Source organism: Xanthomarina arctica, assembly GCF_014638915.1.
Taxonomy (GTDB): domain Bacteria; phylum Bacteroidota; class Bacteroidia; order Flavobacteriales; family Flavobacteriaceae; genus Xanthomarina; species Xanthomarina arctica.
The window spans coordinates 1280142-1299030 of sequence record NZ_BMFQ01000001.1 but is presented as its reverse complement, the minus strand read 5'-3'; the positions used below and the strand labels follow the sequence as shown (position 1 = coordinate 1299030).

The window sequence follows — 18889 nt, the reverse complement described above, 5'->3', positions numbered from 1 at the left end:
TCTCATCAAAAATAAATTTTGATGAGAGCTTTTAGAAATTAAAAGAATTAATAATTTTTAACCCTTTAGATATTGTGTGATTAGTTAATCAACTTTTTGGTAACAACTACACCATTCGTCATTTTAATAGTTGTAAGGTAAATACCTCTAGAAAAATTAAATGGAGCTGTAAAACGTGTGTCATTTCCATCTGCTGAATAAACAGTAATTTGTTTTCCTGTTATATCATAAACTTCAATCGATTTGATATTAGTTGAAGATTTAACAAACAACTCATTGTTTTTAACAAAGACAAACGTATCAGCAAGGTCATAAGCTTCTACAGAAAGTGGTGCAGTATATTTCAATATAAAGCGATCTAAAGTTGTACCAGCTGTTCCTGTAAAGCTATATGGTTGCATTCTTAAATCGTGAGTAACATCAAGAACAGTATCTTCAAGATAGATTCCTACTTCTTGAGTAACAAAAACATCACCATTTAAATGATCGATACCAATTGAGTACACACCATTTTCTGGAATATCAACTCCTAATGAAACCGTATCAGCTTCATCAAACGGTAATGAACGCCCTTGAATAGCCATCTTAGAATTTGATACATTTGAATAGATACTTAATTCATTACCATCTGCTAAGGCGTCATATAAACGATCTACACCATTTGTAGCACCAGACACATAACCAACTAAAGCTACTGAAGACGTGTTACTTGCATCTACTAAACTTAACCAAACTAAATCTTTGTTTGCATTATCTACTGTTGACGTTTCATCAGTACTCAAGAAGTTAGAATTGCTGTATGCATTTCCTGCATCATCAAATCTTAAACTGTTTTGAAAATTCACAGTAGAAGATACAGGCGAAGCTTCGCTTACTTGAACAAAGAATCCTTGACCAGAAGCTATATTCCCACCAAAAACGTTTGGAGTTGAACCAGTACGGTTATAAGTTACGTATTGATCTCCATAATTATATTCTACACCTGTATAAAAAGGACTAGAAGAGATGTTTGTATTTGGAATTCCTTGAGACCAAAGTCTAACATTACCATCCAATTCCATATTGTTAGCTAAAAACTCATCTACATTTATAGCAGAAGGGTAAGGATTTCCTATTAAGTTCCAATGTCTGCTTTCTTCTTCAGGTTGCGTTGCTGTAGGAGATTTAAAAACAGCTACATCAATCGCACCATTTCTAGGTGTTCCTTGAAAAGTTGCTGTAAATCCTGAAGTTACATACTCACTAGGTACTTGAACACTATATCCTTCACCTATAACCATGTTACCTGAAGCGGCAACCCAATTTCCAGCTGTACCATCAGTATTAATATCGTTTATATCATATTGAAAAACTGAAGTTGTATAAGGATTTGTAATTCCGGCAACATCAAAAGTATTAACAGGTGAAGACCAAACAATAAAATCGTCTGCATGTAAACCTGTTGTTTCGCGCTCAACTCTTATTGAACCAACATTTGCATTTACTGAAACATTTTCCGTTTGAATTAGACTTGCATCATCTTTTATTGTTAAGGTTCCTCCAGACTCTACAACAACATTTTTTAAAAGCTTAAGCGTAGTTCCTGAAGGGATAGTAACATTACTTCCAGAAGGAACTAAACAATCACATCCTTCTAAATCTTCAGATTGATTATAATTCTCTGAAAAGACCAAATTTCTATCTTGATCATCAACTGTTATTCCAGCTGCTATGTAACTTGGAGGCAATTGCCAAGTTGACCCATCCCAGAAAGTTGGCGTACCACCTTGAACTAAACCAGCCGAAGCAACAACAGATCCAAAAGCATTTGTAATTCTAACCTTATAAGTTGCTAAATCTGCTTGCTCAATATCGTCTGTAAGTGTATAAGTGCTATTAGTAGCACCAGGAATCAAAGTATTATATTTATACCACTGATAAGTTAAAGTTTCCTGTGGATCTCCTGTAGCTCCGCCAGAAACAATTCCAGTAGCTGTAAATGTAATATCTGAAGTGCTTGGAATACTACATACAAATCTTGAAACAGGGAATTGCTCAAACACAGGTGTTTTAATATCAAACGAACCTCTATTATAAGCTAAAAAAGCAAGATCGGCTGTTCCACCAGCTACCATATTCACATTATTAATATCTGCTACATTGCTAGCTGTAATTTCAAATTCATCCATACGAAATGCTACCATACGTAAAGGACGCGTTTCATTTGCTGAGAAAGCTCTTGATGTAGGAGTTGCTAAACCATAATTAATTCCATTTCGGAAATTATATAAATCTAAACGCCATTTAGCAATTAATGCATCTCCTTGAAGATCTGCTTCTTCTGAAATGGTAATTTTAATAGGTCTTCCTACGACGTTACCTGCTGCATCTGCATAAAAATACACATCTGTACTTCCAGCCATAGCAATTTGTGATATTAAAAAATCTGGCATGTCATCATCAACTGCACCAATTTGACCTCCAGCACTAAAAAACTGAACATCTGATGTTTGATTAAAATTAGTAACACCAGTTCCTATATTTAATCCGTTAACTCCATCTGTAATAGCATCGTAAATAGTTGTACCAGCAATTTCCGGTGAAGTAATAGCTGTCCCTTCATTTACTTGTCCATCTATCAAATCTGCCATTGCTAAATAATTGCTAGGCTGTGTTGTACCATCTACACCATTTGTAGTGTAAGCATAGAATAATTGAGAATCAAATGTTACACCATTAGCAGTTAAGACAGCATCATCTACTCCAGTAGAATAAGTAATACCATTATAGGTAAATGCTAAAACGTCATGTCCTGTATTAGGCCATAAACTCATATCACTTGGATCTGCTTTCCATTGTGAAGATCTCCAAAATCCATTATATGTGGTAAAGAGTTCAGTAATTTTAGTCACATTACTAGTTGGACCATTTTTCAAAGTTTTTAATGTTGGAGCAACATAATCAATTGTTAATCCAGTTGCAACACCTCCAACAGTTAAATTTCCAGTTACATCCGTAGTTCCTGAATGAGATACTTTAAAAGACATCTCTGTAGGACTAATATAAGTAACACTTCCCCCTGTAAGAGATATTCCACTAACAGAAATAGTTGTACTAGGTGTGAAACCGCTACCAATAATAGACACCGTTGCTCTGGTGGTTATTCTAGAAGGAAACACATCTGTTGTAACTTGGGCATAAAAATTCCCAGTTATAAATAATAAAACCAGAACCATGAATGGTTTAACCGATTTAATATTAAGGATTGATTTAAAAGTAATTTTTCTTTTCATAGGTTAAGGCTTCATCTTCACTAATCTTGATTGATTAGCAGTTATAGTTATTAATAGCTTATTTTACGGGTGCAATATTCTGAACAATTTTCTATTAAATAAAAAATTTTGGTCGTTCAGCAGATAAACAAAGTTGAAATGCACTTTCAAGCATATTTACCTCCTTAAACCCAAAAAACAACTAGTTTTATTGGCATCAAGCCATACGTCATAATTTTAACAATTATCTCATTCATAACGAATTGATAACTGAAAAAGAATGAATTTTCATAGGTTTTTTTGTAAAAAAAATTGATTTTATTGAATTAATTATAAGTTGGCATTGTTAATTTCATGAAACTTCAAGAAAAACACCAACACAAGGAAGAATCATCTTACAAAAAGAGCAAAAAGGAAATAATAACAGTATGCTTTTGACAAACCTTCCTATTCCTAAATTGAATTTAAAGTCAGAAATAAATTCCTAGTTTTATGAAGCACGGAAGTTTGTTATTTGAGTAAAAACAAAAGCCCCATAAAAAGCATGTTTTTATGGGGCTTGAAGAGAACACTATGTATTCCTCTTTATTATATAATGTTATGACTAAAACTTAGTTTATTAATTTCTTAGTCATAACCACATTATCGTCTAATTTAATAACCGCAATATACACACCTCTTGGGTATTGAAATGGTGCATTGAATGTGTTAGAATTAGAACTTACTTTGTATGCCGGTAATTGTTTTCCTGTAACATCGTATAGGTCTATAGATTTAATATTTTTAGTGGATTTTAAATAGAACTGTTGATCTTTAATATACACAAAAGTGTCATTTGTTTCATGAACACCTACATTAAGTCTTTCTGCTGTATAGCGTAGGATAAATCTATCAACCGTACTACCTACCACTCCAGCAAAACTGTATGGTGAATCTCTTAAGTCGTGAATTACGTTTGTATAAGTATCTTCAAGGAAGATAGCCTGGTTATCATCTAAAAATAAAGCACCTTGAACGTTATCAATACCTAATCTATATATTCCGTTTTCCGGAATATCAATACCTAATTGTACGGTGTCTGTTTCTTCAAAAGGAAATGAACGGCCTTGGATAACCATTTTTGAATCATCCAATACAGAGTACATACTCATACCTTCTCCATTAAAAACGGCATCATAAATCCTATCTCTATCATTAGTAGCCCCCTCAACATAACCCACCAAAGCCACAGAAGAAGTATTTGCTTCATTAGTTAAGTTCAACCAAACTAATTCTTTTTGAACTTCAGTTACAGAGGTTGGAGACTCTGTCATTCTGAAAAACTCATCATTGTCATAAGCATTTCCACTATCGTTTATTCTCATTGAATTAGTAAAATTAACTTGCGAATCACCATTCACTTTCACAAAAAAGCCTTGTCCAGAAGCAATATTTCCGTTAAATGCAGGTATTGGAGGTGTTGATCCACTTCCATTATGTGTAATATACTGATCGCCATAATTAAGAGGATAGCTACCATAATATGGATTGTTTCCTGCTGAAGGCGCAGTCGTTTGATTCCATAAATAAATGGCTCCTACAAGATTTGTATTGGAAGTCAATAATTTTTCAGCATTTATTGATGATGGATACGGATTTCCAACAAGATTCCAGTTCCTATCATCAGTAGAAGGCACTGGACTATCTGACTCAAAAACATCTATAGATATTGGTCCATTATTAGGCTTACCACTGAATGTTGTAGTAATTAAAGGCGTTGCAGATGGCACTCTTTTTATGTAACCTTTCCCAGGAGCCATCGCACCTGAATAAAACAACCAATCCCCAGTTGTACCATTCGAGTTAGAAGCCGTAGGGTCCCAAACATATGTGTTATTTGTAGAACCTGGAATAGCTGAGATAAGATTGCCAACTACAGGAGAGGACCAATAGATGTAATCGTAAGTTTGAATATCACTTGCTATTCTTTTTACATTAATAGCACCACTATTTTCATTACCAATAAGGCTAACGTCTTTCGTTTGTATTAAACTGGCATTATTTTCTAGGGTAAAAGTTCCGGCAGGTATATGCGACACAACAACAACTGTTTCGCCATCAATCACTTCGGTCACTTCTAATACTTCAGGATCTACTGTAATAGAACCATATAATTTCATATTTTTTCCATCTGGAATAACCACATCTACACCTGAAGCTACTTGACAATCGCAACCTACTAAATCAACATTTTCATCGAGATTTAATAAATCATCATTATAATCAGATGTAAAAACTAATCCTCGTTCTTCTGAGTTTACGCTACCGTAAGGCGAGTTCCAAGAAGATCCATTCCATAAGTAAGGCGTTCCTCCTTGAGATAAATCTACAGGCATAATAATTGTGCCTTTACTATTGTGAATTTTAACTTTATAGGTTGCCAAATCCGTCGGAATAACGTTACTAATAGTTAAATTTGGGCCATTTTGTGCAGGAGATATTGGTACATTATACTTAAACCACTCGTATGTTAAGGCTAAAGGATCTCCAGGACTAGGTGTTATTATATTACCACTAGCATCTTCTACTCCTGCATCTGTAACAAATACTACAGAAGAATTTCCATCAGTTCTACATACGTATTTTGGTAAAAGAGGATTCGAAATAGGAACTTTAATATCAAAAGCTGCTTTATTATAGGCCATAAAAGCAATATCTGCAGTACCTCCGGCAGCCATATTTATATTTTCTATAGAACCTACGTTTTTAAAAGGCACAGAATTATCTATCCCAAAATCTTCCAACTTAAAGGCAGCCATTCTTATAGATCGCTCTTGATTCACATTACTAGTTAAACCTCGTTTAGTTGGGTTAGCTATTGAAAAATCTTGATTGTTCGGAAAGCTATATAAATCTAATCTCCATCTTGATAACTGTGTACTTCCGCTATATGATATATATAATTTCACTGGCCACCCCACTACATTCCCATCATTATCTGCATAATAATAAATATCAGTACCTCCTGGATCGGCTATTTGACTAATTAATAAATCTGGAGCACCATCATCTCCAATCGCACCTGGCTGTCCATCTCCACTATAAAAACGTACATCTGTACTATTATTAAAATTGGAAATACCTGTACTTAATTCTAATCCATTTATCCCATCAATAATGACATCAAAAATAGTAAGGTTATTAATTTCCGTAAGACTAGACAGATTGTTATTCGTACTGTTTTCAGCAGATCCTGTTAGATTGTTATCCATCAAATCACCAGCTAAAATAAAATTAGAACCGTTGGTTTTACCTTGAACTCCATTTGTAGAATAGGCTTTAAAAACTTTTTTTCTATAATTTGGAGAATTTGAACTATTCCCATTATCGATATCAGTTTGACTTAAAACTCCCAATGAATACAGTCTGGCCTCCAAAAGAGAATCGTTTACTCCCGTAGAATAAATAATATTATTAGACATCCTGTAACCTAGCAATTCTTGAGAATCATTAGGGTATGTATGCTCTTGTTGATAAACATATTCAGTGGACCTCCAAAACCCAGCTCCATTATTATCCCAATTGGTATAAATTTCTTTTACAAAAAAAGAAGAACTTGTTTCTAAGGAGTTAGATTTTGGTGCAATATAATAAAGGCCTTGAGTAGCATTATTAGTCCCACCAATATTTAAGACTAGTCCGGAATCCAAAGGATCCAAAGGTACATTAGCACTATCAGCATAGGTAATAATAAAACTCATTTCTGTAGCACTTACAAGGGTTCTAGTAGAGATAAAAGTATTACCTGTATAACCAACAATATTAATGGCATTAGCTGTCGCAACCGTAAAATCAGTTCCTATAATAGTCACTTTAGACGTTGTTGTAATTCTATGTGGAAAAACATTAGTTATTGTTTGAGCATAGTTCAAGGCCGTCAGCAAGAAAATCCCTAATAACAATAAGTGGCGAATAATTTTTATCATAGCTTATCAATCAATTAATCTACACCTCTATTAAACCGTTAGGTGTTAGAATTATATAATCTTCAAGACACAAAATTCCGAACAAAAACTCATTAAATAAAAAATCTTAGCCCACTAGCAAAAAAACAAAGTTGAAATGCAGTTCATCGGATTTTTTCCTGGCTAAAAGCTCTAAATCAACCTTGTAAAATGACACTTCGCAAATATTCTAAAAAACAAAAGCCCATAAAAAGCATGCTTTTTATGGGCTTCAAGAGAACACTATGTATTCCTCTTTATTTTACAATGATATGACTATAAACTTAGTTTATTAGTTTTTTAGTAATAACCACATTATCGTCTAATTTAATAACCGCAATATACACACCTCTTGGATATTGAAATGGTGCATTAAACGTATTAGAATTAGCACTTACTTTGTATGCAGGTAATTGTTTTCCTGTAACATCGTATAGGTCTATAGATTTAATGTTTTTTGTTGATTTCAAATAAAACTGTTGATCTTTTAAATATACAAAAGTACTATTTGATTCATATCCTTCAACTGAAAGTTGAGAAGCCGTGTAACGTAATACAAATCTATCAATAGTACTTCCTACCACTCCAGCAAAACTGTATGGTGAATCTCTTAAGTCGTGAATTACGTTTGTATACGTATCTTCAAGGTAGATAGCCTGCCCGTTAGTTAAGAAAACATCTCCTTTTAATTGCTCTATACCTATTCTATAAATTCCATTTGCCGGAATATCTATACCTAATTGTACGGTGTCTGTTTCTTCAAAAGGAAAAGAACGGCCTTGGATAACCATTTTTGAATCATCCAATACAGAGTACATGCTCATGCCTTCTCCATTAAAAATAGCATCATACATACGGTCTGCACCATTTGTAGCGCCATCCACATAACCGACTAAAGCTACGGAAGAGCTATTTGCCTCATTCACTAAATTTAACCATACTAATTCTTTTTGAACTTCAGCTTCAGAAGTATTGGTTTCACTCGTTCTGTAAAATTGAGAATTTCCATAGGCCTCTTCACTACCATCGTATCTCATTTCATTTGTATATGAAAGTGATGATGTCTCTGGCGAACCATCAAGTACTTGCACAAAAAACCCTTGTCCAGAAGCAATATTTCCATCATACCCTGTATCTGGAGTAGATCCGACTCCATTATAGGTCAAATACTGATCACTATAATTTAAAGGAGAACCTCCATAAAAGGGATCACTTATTGATCCTGCTGGCGCGGCATCATGTTTCCATAAATATACAGCTCCTTTAATATTTGTATTTACATCAAGAAAATCGTTTGCATTAATCGATGATGGATATGGGTTCCCAACAAGATTCCAATGCCTGTTAGCCGCTACGTTATCTCCAGAAGAAGGTGTTTTATAAACATCCAAAGATACATTTCCATTATTAGGCTTTCCTGTAAATGTAGTAGTAAAGTCTAAAGAAGAAGGTACTCTTTTAATGTATCCACTTCCGACAGTCATAGTCATGCCAGAAGAAACAGAAGCCCAATTACCATAAGAACCATTAGTATTATCATAACCTACATTCCAACTATATCCAGCAGATCCAGGTATATTAGACAATTTAAAGTCTACTACAGGAGATGACCAATAGATGTAATCGTAAGTTTGAATATCACTTGCTATTCTTTTTACATTAATAGATCCACTATTTTCATTAGATGTAACCGGTTTAATTTGTATTAAACTGGCATTATTTTCTAGGGTGAAAGTTCCGGCAGGTGTATAAGGAATAACAACATTATCATCTACATCTAATACTTCTGCTATTTCTGATTCAACAGTAATAGTACTATACAATTTTAAAGTCTTCCCGGCAGGAATAGTTACTGTCTTACCTGCAGGAACTCTACAATCACAACCTTCCAAATTAATATTCTCTGCATAATTTTCACTAAAAATTAAGTTCCTATCAGCACCACTTACAGTAACACCAGCCGCAGATAATGCTGCAGGAAGCTCCCAACTAGATCCATTCCAATAGGTTGGCGTGCCTCCTTCTGATAAACTTACAGGTAAATCAATAGCACCAAAATCATTATAAACCCTTACTTTGTATGTAATTAAATCTGCCAAAGTAACACTTGGCAAAGTATATGTATTTGATGTTGCTCCTGGAATTTTTGCAAAATTTCTATACCATTGATATTCTAAAGCTTCTCCAGTTGCTCCAGTTCCTCCCCCATCTATATCCGCTTCTGTGTTAAAAGTAACGCCAGTGCTATTAGGGACCTTACATACATTTCTAGACACAGGAAATTGCACAATTGTAGGTGATTTAATATCAAATGCCGCTTTATTATATGCCATAAAAGCAATATCTGCAGAACCACCAGCAAGCATATTAATGTTATTGATTTCTCCAATATTAGTAGAATCAATACCAAATTCATCTAACTCAAACGCTATCATTCTAAAAGGTCGATCATCATTATTATTAAAAGATTCAACTACCGGAAGAGATAAATCATAAGGTACGCTAAGATCCATTCTGTATAAATCTAAATACCATTGATATAATTTAGGCGCAGAGTTAGAAATCGACAATTTAAGTGGATGCCCAAGAACATTCCCATCAATATCGGCATAATAATAAATATCAGACCCACCAGGATCTGCTATTTGAGTTAGCAACAAATCCGGAACTCCATCACCAACTGCTCCAACTGCTCCATTTCCACTAAAAAAACGAATACTTGCTTCTTTATTAAAATTCGTAATACCAGTACCCAAATCTAAACCTTGACCATTTTTACCATCAATAAGTACATCATATACGGTAGCACGCACATTATCATTTAATTTACGTAAATCCTCATGACCATCGATCAAATCTGCCATAGCCAAGTAATTAGAGCTATGTGGAGTCCCTGTAATCCCGTTAGTAGAATACGCCTTATAGTCTTGAGCAATATAAATAAGACCATCTATAGTATCAAGCAACGCATCATTAACACCTGTTGAGTATGTATACGTTCCAGGGAATGAACTAGATGAATCGAGAGTAATAGTGTAAGCTAATAAATCATGACTAGCGTCGGGCCATGTAGCCTTATTACTATAGGAATACCATGAAGATCTATAATATCCATTACCGTTGTAATCCCAATCAGTAAAAATTTCTGTCACTCCATAATTACGATCTTCGGAATAAGATCTAGAACTAGGCTTAACATAGCTAATTTTAACTAGGCTATCTGTATGGAACGAATTCCTATAAACAGGTAAATTATCGATCTTAAGTAGTTTATCAGTTTGACTGTTTCCGGTTGTAGTTATTGGAAAACTTAATTGAGTTCCAACATTACCTGGCACTTCAGTACCGGTGGCAATATCACTAATAGACACAACCGTAGAATTAGTGAAGCCTGAACCTCCAATAACTGTAATTTCAGTTCCTGTTGTTACTCTAGTAGGAAATACATCTTCTACAAGATAATATGTTGGCGAACCTACTGGTAAAGCCTGAGCAAAGCTCATAGTCGAAATCAAGAAAATCCCTAAAAATAATAAGTTTTGTGTAATTTTAGTTTTCATAAGTACTATTTGGTAATAATAGATGCGGACACTTTTAAATGAAGTGCGGACACATGAGGTTAAATAAATATCTCTGAGGGATGACAAATTTCCGAACTAGAAAGGACATAAATAAATATATTAGTCATTCTGTAAATTAAATCCGACAAAAGGTTATTCCTGTAATTTAAAGGGTTGAAAACTAGAAAAAAGAGCCTAAAACTGACGTTTTAAAGCTTTCTAACAGTTTATTGCAATATGGAAACTTTAAACAATTATAATGCCATATTGAGAATAGGCACAAAATTTGATTATATTTATTGCTAAATTAAATACGTATGCTTTTTAGGTTTTTTATCACGCTTTCTGCTATCATTATTTCAATACCTTCTTTTGCTCAAGTTACTGAGGAAATGACACCTCCAGTAGACATAAAAACAATTATATTTACTGGAGACACACAGCAAAGTCAATTGCCAATTATTAAATTGGGAGATCGGATTGTTCTGGAGTTTGATGCTTTAAATGCCAATGAAGACGATTACTATTATAAGATAGAACATTTTGATTACGATTGGACGCCCTCAAACCTCAGCAAAGCTGAATATATGAGTGGTTACGACAACCAAAGATTAAGAACCTACGAAAACTCTTTCAATACCTTTCAAATATATTCTCATTACAACTTAACTATTCCTAATGAGTATACTCGCGGTTTAATAAAGTCTGGAAATTATATGCTCCAAATTTTCAATGATTATGACGAGATGGTTTTTTCAAGAAAATTTATGATTTTTGAAACCAATGCCAGTGTTGGTGTTTTTATAAGAACATCAAGAGATGTAAAGTATTTATATGAAAAACAAACCGTTGATATAAACATAAGCTCCAGCAGCATTCAATTTAATAACCCTGCCGAAACAGTTAAAACTTTAATTGTTCAAAACAACAATCTAAATACAGCTATTTCTAATGTAAAACCACAATACACCTTAGGTAATGAACTTGTTTACAAATACACCACTGAAACCAGTTTTTGGGGCGGCAATGAATTTTTAAATTTCGAAAACAAAGACATTAAAGGTTCTAACTCGGCCATCCAATTTATTGAACTAAACGAATTATATAATAATTTCCTGTTCACAAATTATGTAAGAGGAAACAACCCTTATACCTACAATCCAGATATTGATGGAAACTTTGTAATTACAGCTTTAGACACCGAAAGACCATGGATAGAAGCTGACTATGCATGGATTCATTTCTCCTTATTGCCAGACGCGAACTTAATGAACAAAAACATTTACGTTTATGGGAATTTCAATAATTATGAAACAAACGAAGAAAACAAAATGATCTTTAATGAATCCCGAGGAGTTTATGAAGCTCAACTTCTATTAAAACAAGGGTTTTACAATTATAAATATGTATTAGTTGACGACAATGACGAAATACAGGAAGGTGCCATAAGCGGGAATTACAACCAAACAGATAACAATTATAAAGTACTAGTTTATTACAGAGATTTAGGAGCTAGATATGATAGATTGGTTGGTGTAGGAGAATCCAACTCTGTTAATATTACCAATTAAAACGCGATAAACGTGCATATCGTCTAATATTTTACTATATTAATATTTTTATTTTATAATTTTGCCTAACCTAATTAATAGACACCCAAATTAAAATGGTTCAACAAGTAACAAAAGGGATTAAAATTTCGGTAGAAACACACTTTGAAGGTTCTTTTTATAAAGAATATAGAATTCAATATGCTTTTGGTTATAAAGTAACTATTGAAAACAGAAGCAAAGAATCTGTGCAGCTACAAGCTAGAGAATGGACCATCCTTGATGCTCTTAACAATATAGAAACAGTAATTGGTGAAGGTGTTATTGGCAAAAAACCTGTTTTAAAGCCTGGAGAATCTCATACTTATACCTCTGGAGCGTTATTATCATCACCTTTTGGTGCTATGCATGGTTTTTATAATATGGTCAATTTATCTACATCCAAAAAGTTTGATGTAGCCATTCCTAGTTTCAAATTGAGTGCGCCTTACGCCTTAAATTAATTTCTACTTTTTTACCTAAAATTCTATATTCTATTAAATATGTAGGTTTTTTCATCTTGTTTAATATGAAGAGATTTACAGGTAGAGTTATGCATAAATGTGAAACCATCTCCAAAAGCGAAAGATGTATCATTAACAGCAAAAATAGCGTGAATATCTACGTTTCCATATGGCGAAATGCGCCTAAAAACATATTCGTGAAGAATTTCTGTTTCATGTAATTCAAACCAAGCTCCAGATCCAATCCCTGGCAACCACTGAGCAAATTCATGAACATGATCTAAGGCCTTAGGGAGTAAGGTTCCTTCAAAATCAGGTTTGTGATTCACTAATTTATCCAAAAAACAAGTTTTATTAATAGCTCTAATAGATAGTTTATTATCTAAAAACTTACCTGTTTCATCTACCTGATAAACTTTGGAATTTAATGCCGCTATCAACACATTACCAACTGTACTTGGTGTGAACCGCTTAGAGCGACGCAATCTTTTTTTAATGCTGTTATTTGTCACTGAAGCAATTAAAGCATCGGTTACAAAACGAGCACAATTACTAGCGCCTGTAATAAAAGCACTATAGCGAACTTGTTGTTTGTCTTGAAGTTCTAAGATGTATTTTTTCGCCTCGAAATAATTAATTTCATTATTAACAGAAGCGTACATGGTTCCTTTACCATGCGTTAATTCTGGATTAGTCGACAAAAACTCTAGAATATCATTTAAATTTAAAATGTTCTCATTACCTATTTTGGCTACCATAGGAAACTCTAATTCACAATCGGTATCTTTACTTCTTACACGTCCATTTGAACTGGATGTTATGTAACGACCAAAATCATAATATTCTAAAAACCCTGTCTTTTTATCTATTAAAACCAATGCAGCATGTCCAGCTCTAACATAATTTTTGGTACCTATTCCCAAATAATGGAGATAGTTTACATACCATTCATCAGAAATCATAACAACAGTTTCAGGATACCCTAAAGTGATAATGATTCCTGAATTATCCATGGGTATTTTCTTCAAAAATAAATGTCGTATTTGATTTTGTGTTTTTCTGAAGATTAAAAAATTGCAAGTCAATTTCTTCATCTTGTTTTATAACTTGGGTAATGCTTGTTGTTTTAACAAAACCTCTATCCATGACAACTCCAAAATCCGAATTACCCTTTCCTGCAGAATTATGAAATTCGAGCATATTTTCGGGTATTAATTCTTTATTGGCTTTAAAGCCTTTAAACCAATCTAATCGGGAATCTTTCATCGGCTTTGTATACAAACTTGAAGAAGACCATATTCTAGGTTCCAAAGGTAATTTAGTAAGATGTTTGGCAATCCCATCCCAAACAAGTTCATAAAAATGTAATTCATCAACCCAATCCACTAACACAATGGTAAACGGCTCGATATTAAAAAAATCATAGGCTTCAATGGTTTTAAAAAGATGGTTTGTAGTTAACAATTCCTTAACCACTACGCCTCTACTCATTCTGTACTTTTCTTGTCTTTTATGTTCTGTAAAACCACCGTTTAACAAACAAATAAGTCGTTTTTTACTACTTACACCAATCCATGTCCCACCTGCTACCTTGTCTTTGGGATACAAAAGTTTCACATGCGCTTCCATATAAAATTCTGGATCTAAAGTTTCTCTGTCTGGCGCTTCGTCTCTATTAGAAGTTAATACAAAATTGGTTTTCCCCAAAGGAATAAGAGTTACGGTACACATAAAATAATTGTCTAAAAACGGTTTAGCAACTTACAAAAAAACTTAGAATTTAACTTGCCTTTAGGATAACAATGAAATGTTAATCGGTAAAAAATTTGTAACTTTGCACCTGAATTTTTTACAAATTACAAAATATAAACAAACATGGGAAAAGGATTTTTTAATGTACCAATAGCTGTAAACGAACCTGTTATGAGTTATGCTCCAGGATCTCCGGAAAGAGAAGCCGTTTTAAAAGCTTATAAAGAAATGTACAATAGTCAAGTTGATGTACCAATGTATATTAACGGAAAAGATGTTACAACTGGTAACACCAGAACCATGTCTCCACCTCACGACCATAAGCATGTAGTTGGGACGTACCATTTAGCTGAAAAATCTCATGTAGAAGAAGCTATTGCAACAGCTTTAGAAGCTAGAAAATCTTGGTCTCAAATGCCTTGGGAACAACGTGCTGGTATCTTTTTAAAAGCAGCTGAATTAATTGCTGGACCATATAGAGCAAAAATAAATGCCGCAACTATGATTGCGCAATCTAAAACAGTACATCAAGCTGAAATTGATGCAGCTTGTGAGCTGATTGATTTCTTACGTTTTAATGTTCAGTTCATGACAGACATTTACATGGAACAACCAGAAAGCACAAGTGATGCCTGGAACAGAGTAGAATACAGACCTCTTGAAGGATTTACTTATGCGGTAACACCTTTTAACTTTACTGCTATTGCTGGAAACTTACCTTCTTGTATGGCTTTAATGGGGAACGTTGTTGTATGGAAACCAAGTAACAACCAAATATATTCAGCAAAAGTTATTATGGATATCTTTAAGGAAGCTGGGGTTCCAGATGGTGTTATAAATGTTGTTTTTGGAGATCCAGGAATGATTACAGATACCGTTATGGCTAATCCTCATTTTGCAGGATTACATTACACAGGTTCTACACCTGTTTTCCAAAGTTTATGGAAACAAATTGGTAATAATATTGAAAACTATAAAACCTATCCAAAAATTGTAGGTGAAACTGGTGGAAAAGATTTTATTGTGGCTCACAAATCGGCTGTAGCTAAACAAGTAGCTACTGCTATTTCTAGAGGTGCATTCGAATTCCAAGGACAAAAATGTAGCGCAGCATCAAGAGCATATATTCCTTCTAACTTATGGGAAGATGTTAAAAAATATGTGATTGCAGATGTAAAATCATTCAAAATGGGATCACCTGAAGATCCAAGCAATTTTGTTACTGCCGTTATAAATGAAGGTTCTTTCGATAAATTAGCTAAATATATTGACCAAGCTAAAGCAGCAACTGACGCTGAGGTCATCGTTGGAGGTGGATACGATAAATCTAAAGGTTACTTTATTGAACCAACAGTTATTGTTACTACCAACCCTAAATACGATACCATGTGTACCGAATTATTCGGTCCTGTTATGACTATTTATGTTTATGAAGAAAACAAATTTTCTGAAACATTGAAATTAGTTGATGAAACTAGTGAATATGCATTAACTGGAGCTATATTATCTACGTGTCGTTATGCCATTGTTGAAGCAACTGAAACTTTACAAAATAGTGCTGGAAACTTCTACATTAACGACAAACCAACTGGTGCCGTTGTAGGACAGCAACCTTTTGGTGGCGCAAGAGCTTCTGGAACAAATGATAAAGCAGGATCTGCACAAAATTTAATGCGATGGATTTCTCCTAGAATGATAAAAGAAACATTTGTAACCCCTGTAGATTACAGATACCCTTTCTTAGGTTAAAAACATAACACATCAAATATTTTAACCCTTAAGTTTTACTACTTAAGGGTTTTTTTATACCTTTTTTCCTATAAATCAGTAATTTGCCCCAAAACTTAGTATATTTAAAAGGTAATCAAATGACCATTAAGATGAAAAAAAACTACTTTCTATTTTTAATCCTTCTAACAGTTAGCGTCTTCTCTCAAGATAAAAAGAACGCATTTGAAAAATTTGATGTTTCAGATATGGAAACTTCTGTTTTAATTCCAAATTCTCCAATAACGGACCTTGAAACCTACAATGAAAGGACCGTTAATAATTATAACTTCTATCAAGCATACAAAGCTATAGTGCAAGGAGACTTGGAAAAACGCTACCTTCCTTTAGAAAACTTAAAAGAACAAAGCAAGCAAAGTTATTTTACTAAGATTATTCCTCTTGCCATAATCCACAGTGATTATGAGTCTTTTCAAGATCAAGCTTTACAAAATAATGCCGTAAGAAAAGATGCAGAAGGCTACCTGGTAAGAACCCGTAATACTCCAGTTTTTGAAAAAAAACACATCACACTAGCTTCGCCACTACGAAACAATCACAAAGGTTTGCAAACTACGTTTAACTTAGCCGCTTCAAATATTTTCAATACCACAAATCAGGTTATTGAAAACATTCAAATAGATTTTAATGATGACTCTGGTTATAAAGTTGTTAGCTTAAACCAGAATATGGTAGTTACTTACACCGAAGCCGGTAAAAAAACAATCACCTTCAAATTAACTCTTGCAAATGGCGATATTATCACACGTCAGGCCCACATGGAAATCCAATATTCGAATGAGGATTTATATTCCAATTCCAATCGTGTTATCACAACCTTTAATTCTACTATTACTCCAGATTTGTCCCCTTATGGCGAAACTGTTTCTTATCCAGGGACAGGAGAATATGAAACCTATTTAAGTGCGGATAATATTCTTGACAAACCTATTATTCTTGTAGATGGTTTTGATCCTGGAGACGGAAGAGACGTTACTGGAATATATGAACTTTTAAATTTCAACGATGGTGGCACCACTTCAAATCTAGGCGATTTAGTTAGAGATGAAGGTTTCGATGTTATTATTCTTAATTTCCCTATCTACACAAGAACTGCAGATAATACAGTTATTGATGGTGGTGTCGATTTTATTGAAAGAAATGCCATGTTGCTGGTAGAACTTATAAACACCATAAATGCTGAAAAAGTGGGCATCGCAGAAAACGTTATTATTGGCCCGAGTATGGGAGGCCTCATATCTAGATATGCTATGAATTATATGGAAAATCAAAATATGAATCATGACACACGCCTTTGGATCTCATTTGATGCACCTCATCATGGAGCCAATGTTCCAATTGGGTTTCAACATCAATTTAATTTTTTAGCTTTTGGGTTAGATGATTTTTGGGTTTTAGGAAATCAAAATGTGGAGGAATTACAACCAATTATTGATGGCATGTTAAGATCTTCAGCCGCTAGACAAATGCTTACAGATCAATTTGAACCTCATATCACCAATAGTGATAACGTGACTTTTAACAGCTCGTTGTCTTTACCAAGAGCACACCCTTTTAAAGCTGTTTTTGATGGAAGAATGAATAATTTAACAACGACAGGCTTTCCAGAATTATCGCGTAATGTATCTATAATAAACGGAAGTGGCATTAATAGTCGTTACCCTGACAATACAACCGCTGCCAATAATTTAAACCCTGGAAGCCGTATTTTAAATGCAAATATCGATATCATGACTGGAGCCGAGATGAAGATTGAAACTTATTTTACTCCAAGCGCAAGCACACAAATTCAAACTAGTAAAGTACATCTAGATTTTGCTTGGTGGTTTCCTTTAGCGAACGATAGAATTAATAATGCAGACTCTAGAGCATTTTCATACTCTAATGGTGTTGATGCGGCATCTGGTGGCTTATTTGATATTTTAAATTTAACTGAAGATTTATCAACGGATGGGCTTGTTGGAGAATTTTTAGCTTCATTAAGTACAGATTATTTTAATTTTATTCCAAGCGTAAGTTCTATGGCTTTTGAGGTTACTAACAACGAAATTGACTGGTTCCACACACCAACTGGTGTTACAACTGCCAGAGCAACCACCAATATCACACCTTTTGATGCTTGGTATATGCCGGAAATTAACGAACCTCATGTTACCTTAACTCAAGGAAATGTAGCTTTTGCTTTATTTGAAATCTTGCAACAAACCTTATCTACAGAAACATACTTGGATAATGTCATCAAACTCAAACAAAATCCAATTACAAATAATCTAACTTTAATTAGTTCTAAAGACTACCCAAATGCCAACATTTCAATTGTTGATATTACAGGAAAAGTAGTTTATAGTGCAATGACAAATTTATCTGGTCAATCAACAATCCCATTGAATCTTGCATCAGGCATGTACATTCTAAATGTAGATACACAAACAACTCAGAGTTTAAAAACAAAGCTTATCGTGAAATAGAAAAATCCTAAAAAACAAGCAAAAAAGAAAGCCT

At 33.9% G+C, this 18889-nt stretch carries 9 protein-coding genes; 4 read left to right on the top strand and 5 right to left on the bottom strand.

Annotated features, from left to right (window positions below; genetic code table 11):
• Positions 1–80 precede the first annotated feature (80 nt).
• The 3 genes from IEV77_RS05585 to IEV77_RS05575 all read right to left on the bottom strand — a co-directional run bounded on the left by IEV77_RS05585 (position 81) and on the right by IEV77_RS05575 (position 10794).
• The gene (locus tag IEV77_RS05585) at positions 81–3272 is read right to left on the bottom strand and encodes a RemA C-terminal-like gliding motility protein (protein ID WP_188462628.1); all 3192 of its coding nucleotides are present in this window, start codon (positions 3270–3272) and stop codon (positions 81–83) included.
• Between the two features lie 590 nt (positions 3273–3862).
• Positions 3863–7216, bottom strand: a complete 3354-nt coding sequence (locus IEV77_RS05580; protein WP_188462626.1) for a RemA C-terminal-like gliding motility protein — start codon at positions 7214–7216, stop codon at positions 3863–3865.
• A gap of 302 nt (positions 7217–7518) precedes the next feature.
• Positions 7519–10794, bottom strand: a complete 3276-nt coding sequence (locus tag IEV77_RS05575) for a RemA C-terminal-like gliding motility protein (protein ID WP_188462624.1) — start codon at positions 10792–10794, stop codon at positions 7519–7521.
• Between the two features lie 317 nt (positions 10795–11111).
• Here IEV77_RS05575 and IEV77_RS05570 point away from each other — a divergent pair, with 317 nt between their 5' ends.
• A complete protein-coding gene (locus IEV77_RS05570) occupies positions 11112–12365 on the top strand; it encodes a type IX secretion system plug protein (RefSeq protein WP_188462623.1) in 1254 nt (417 codons plus the stop codon).
• Positions 12366–12460: 95 nt separating this feature from the next.
• A complete protein-coding gene (gene apaG, locus IEV77_RS05565; protein WP_188462621.1) occupies positions 12461–12847 on the top strand; it encodes a Co2+/Mg2+ efflux facilitator ApaG/CorD in 387 nt (128 codons plus the stop codon).
• 23 nt (positions 12848–12870) lie between these two features.
• On the opposite strand, the gene IEV77_RS05560 is transcribed toward apaG, so the two are convergent.
• Positions 12871–13860 carry a DUF6695 family protein gene (locus IEV77_RS05560; RefSeq protein ID WP_188462619.1) on the bottom strand — a complete coding sequence of 330 codons (990 nt, stop codon included), beginning with the start codon at positions 13858–13860 and terminating at the stop codon, positions 12871–12873.
• Complete coding sequence (locus IEV77_RS05555) at positions 13853–14578, bottom strand: NRDE family protein (protein WP_188462617.1); 726 nt, start codon at positions 14576–14578, stop codon at positions 13853–13855. The genes IEV77_RS05560 and IEV77_RS05555 overlap by 8 nt, the downstream gene beginning before the upstream one ends.
• A 144-nt stretch (positions 14579–14722) precedes the next feature.
• Between IEV77_RS05555 and pruA the strand changes: the two genes are divergently transcribed.
• Both pruA and IEV77_RS05545 read left to right on the top strand, forming a co-directional pair.
• On the top strand, positions 14723–16348 hold the full coding sequence (gene pruA, locus IEV77_RS05550) for an L-glutamate gamma-semialdehyde dehydrogenase (RefSeq protein ID WP_188462615.1): 1626 nt from the start codon (positions 14723–14725) through the stop codon (positions 16346–16348).
• A 131-nt stretch (positions 16349–16479) separates the two neighbouring features.
• Entirely contained in the window at positions 16480–18855 is a 2376-nt protein-coding gene (locus IEV77_RS05545; RefSeq protein WP_188462613.1) for a T9SS type A sorting domain-containing protein, read from the top strand.
• The last annotated feature ends 34 nt before the right edge of the window (positions 18856–18889 follow it).

Coding starts and splice junctions, on each gene's coding strand:
- IEV77_RS05580 (WP_188462626.1), bottom strand. CDS start 7,216: ATGATAAAAATTATTCGCCACTTATTGTTATTAGGGATTTTCTTGCTG.
- IEV77_RS05585 (WP_188462628.1), bottom strand. CDS start 3,272: ATGAAAAGAAAAATTACTTTTAAATCAATCCTTAATATTAAATCGGTT.
- apaG (WP_188462621.1), top strand. CDS start 12,461: ATGGTTCAACAAGTAACAAAAGGGATTAAAATTTCGGTAGAAACACAC.
- pruA (WP_188462615.1), top strand. CDS start 14,723: ATGGGAAAAGGATTTTTTAATGTACCAATAGCTGTAAACGAACCTGTT.
- IEV77_RS05575 (WP_188462624.1), bottom strand. CDS start 10,794: ATGAAAACTAAAATTACACAAAACTTATTATTTTTAGGGATTTTCTTG.
- IEV77_RS05570 (WP_188462623.1), top strand. CDS start 11,112: ATGCTTTTTAGGTTTTTTATCACGCTTTCTGCTATCATTATTTCAATA.
- IEV77_RS05545 (WP_188462613.1), top strand. CDS start 16,480: ATGAAAAAAAACTACTTTCTATTTTTAATCCTTCTAACAGTTAGCGTC.
- IEV77_RS05555 (WP_188462617.1), bottom strand. CDS start 14,578: ATGTGTACCGTAACTCTTATTCCTTTGGGGAAAACCAATTTTGTATTA.
- IEV77_RS05560 (WP_188462619.1), bottom strand. CDS start 13,860: ATGGATAATTCAGGAATCATTATCACTTTAGGGTATCCTGAAACTGTT.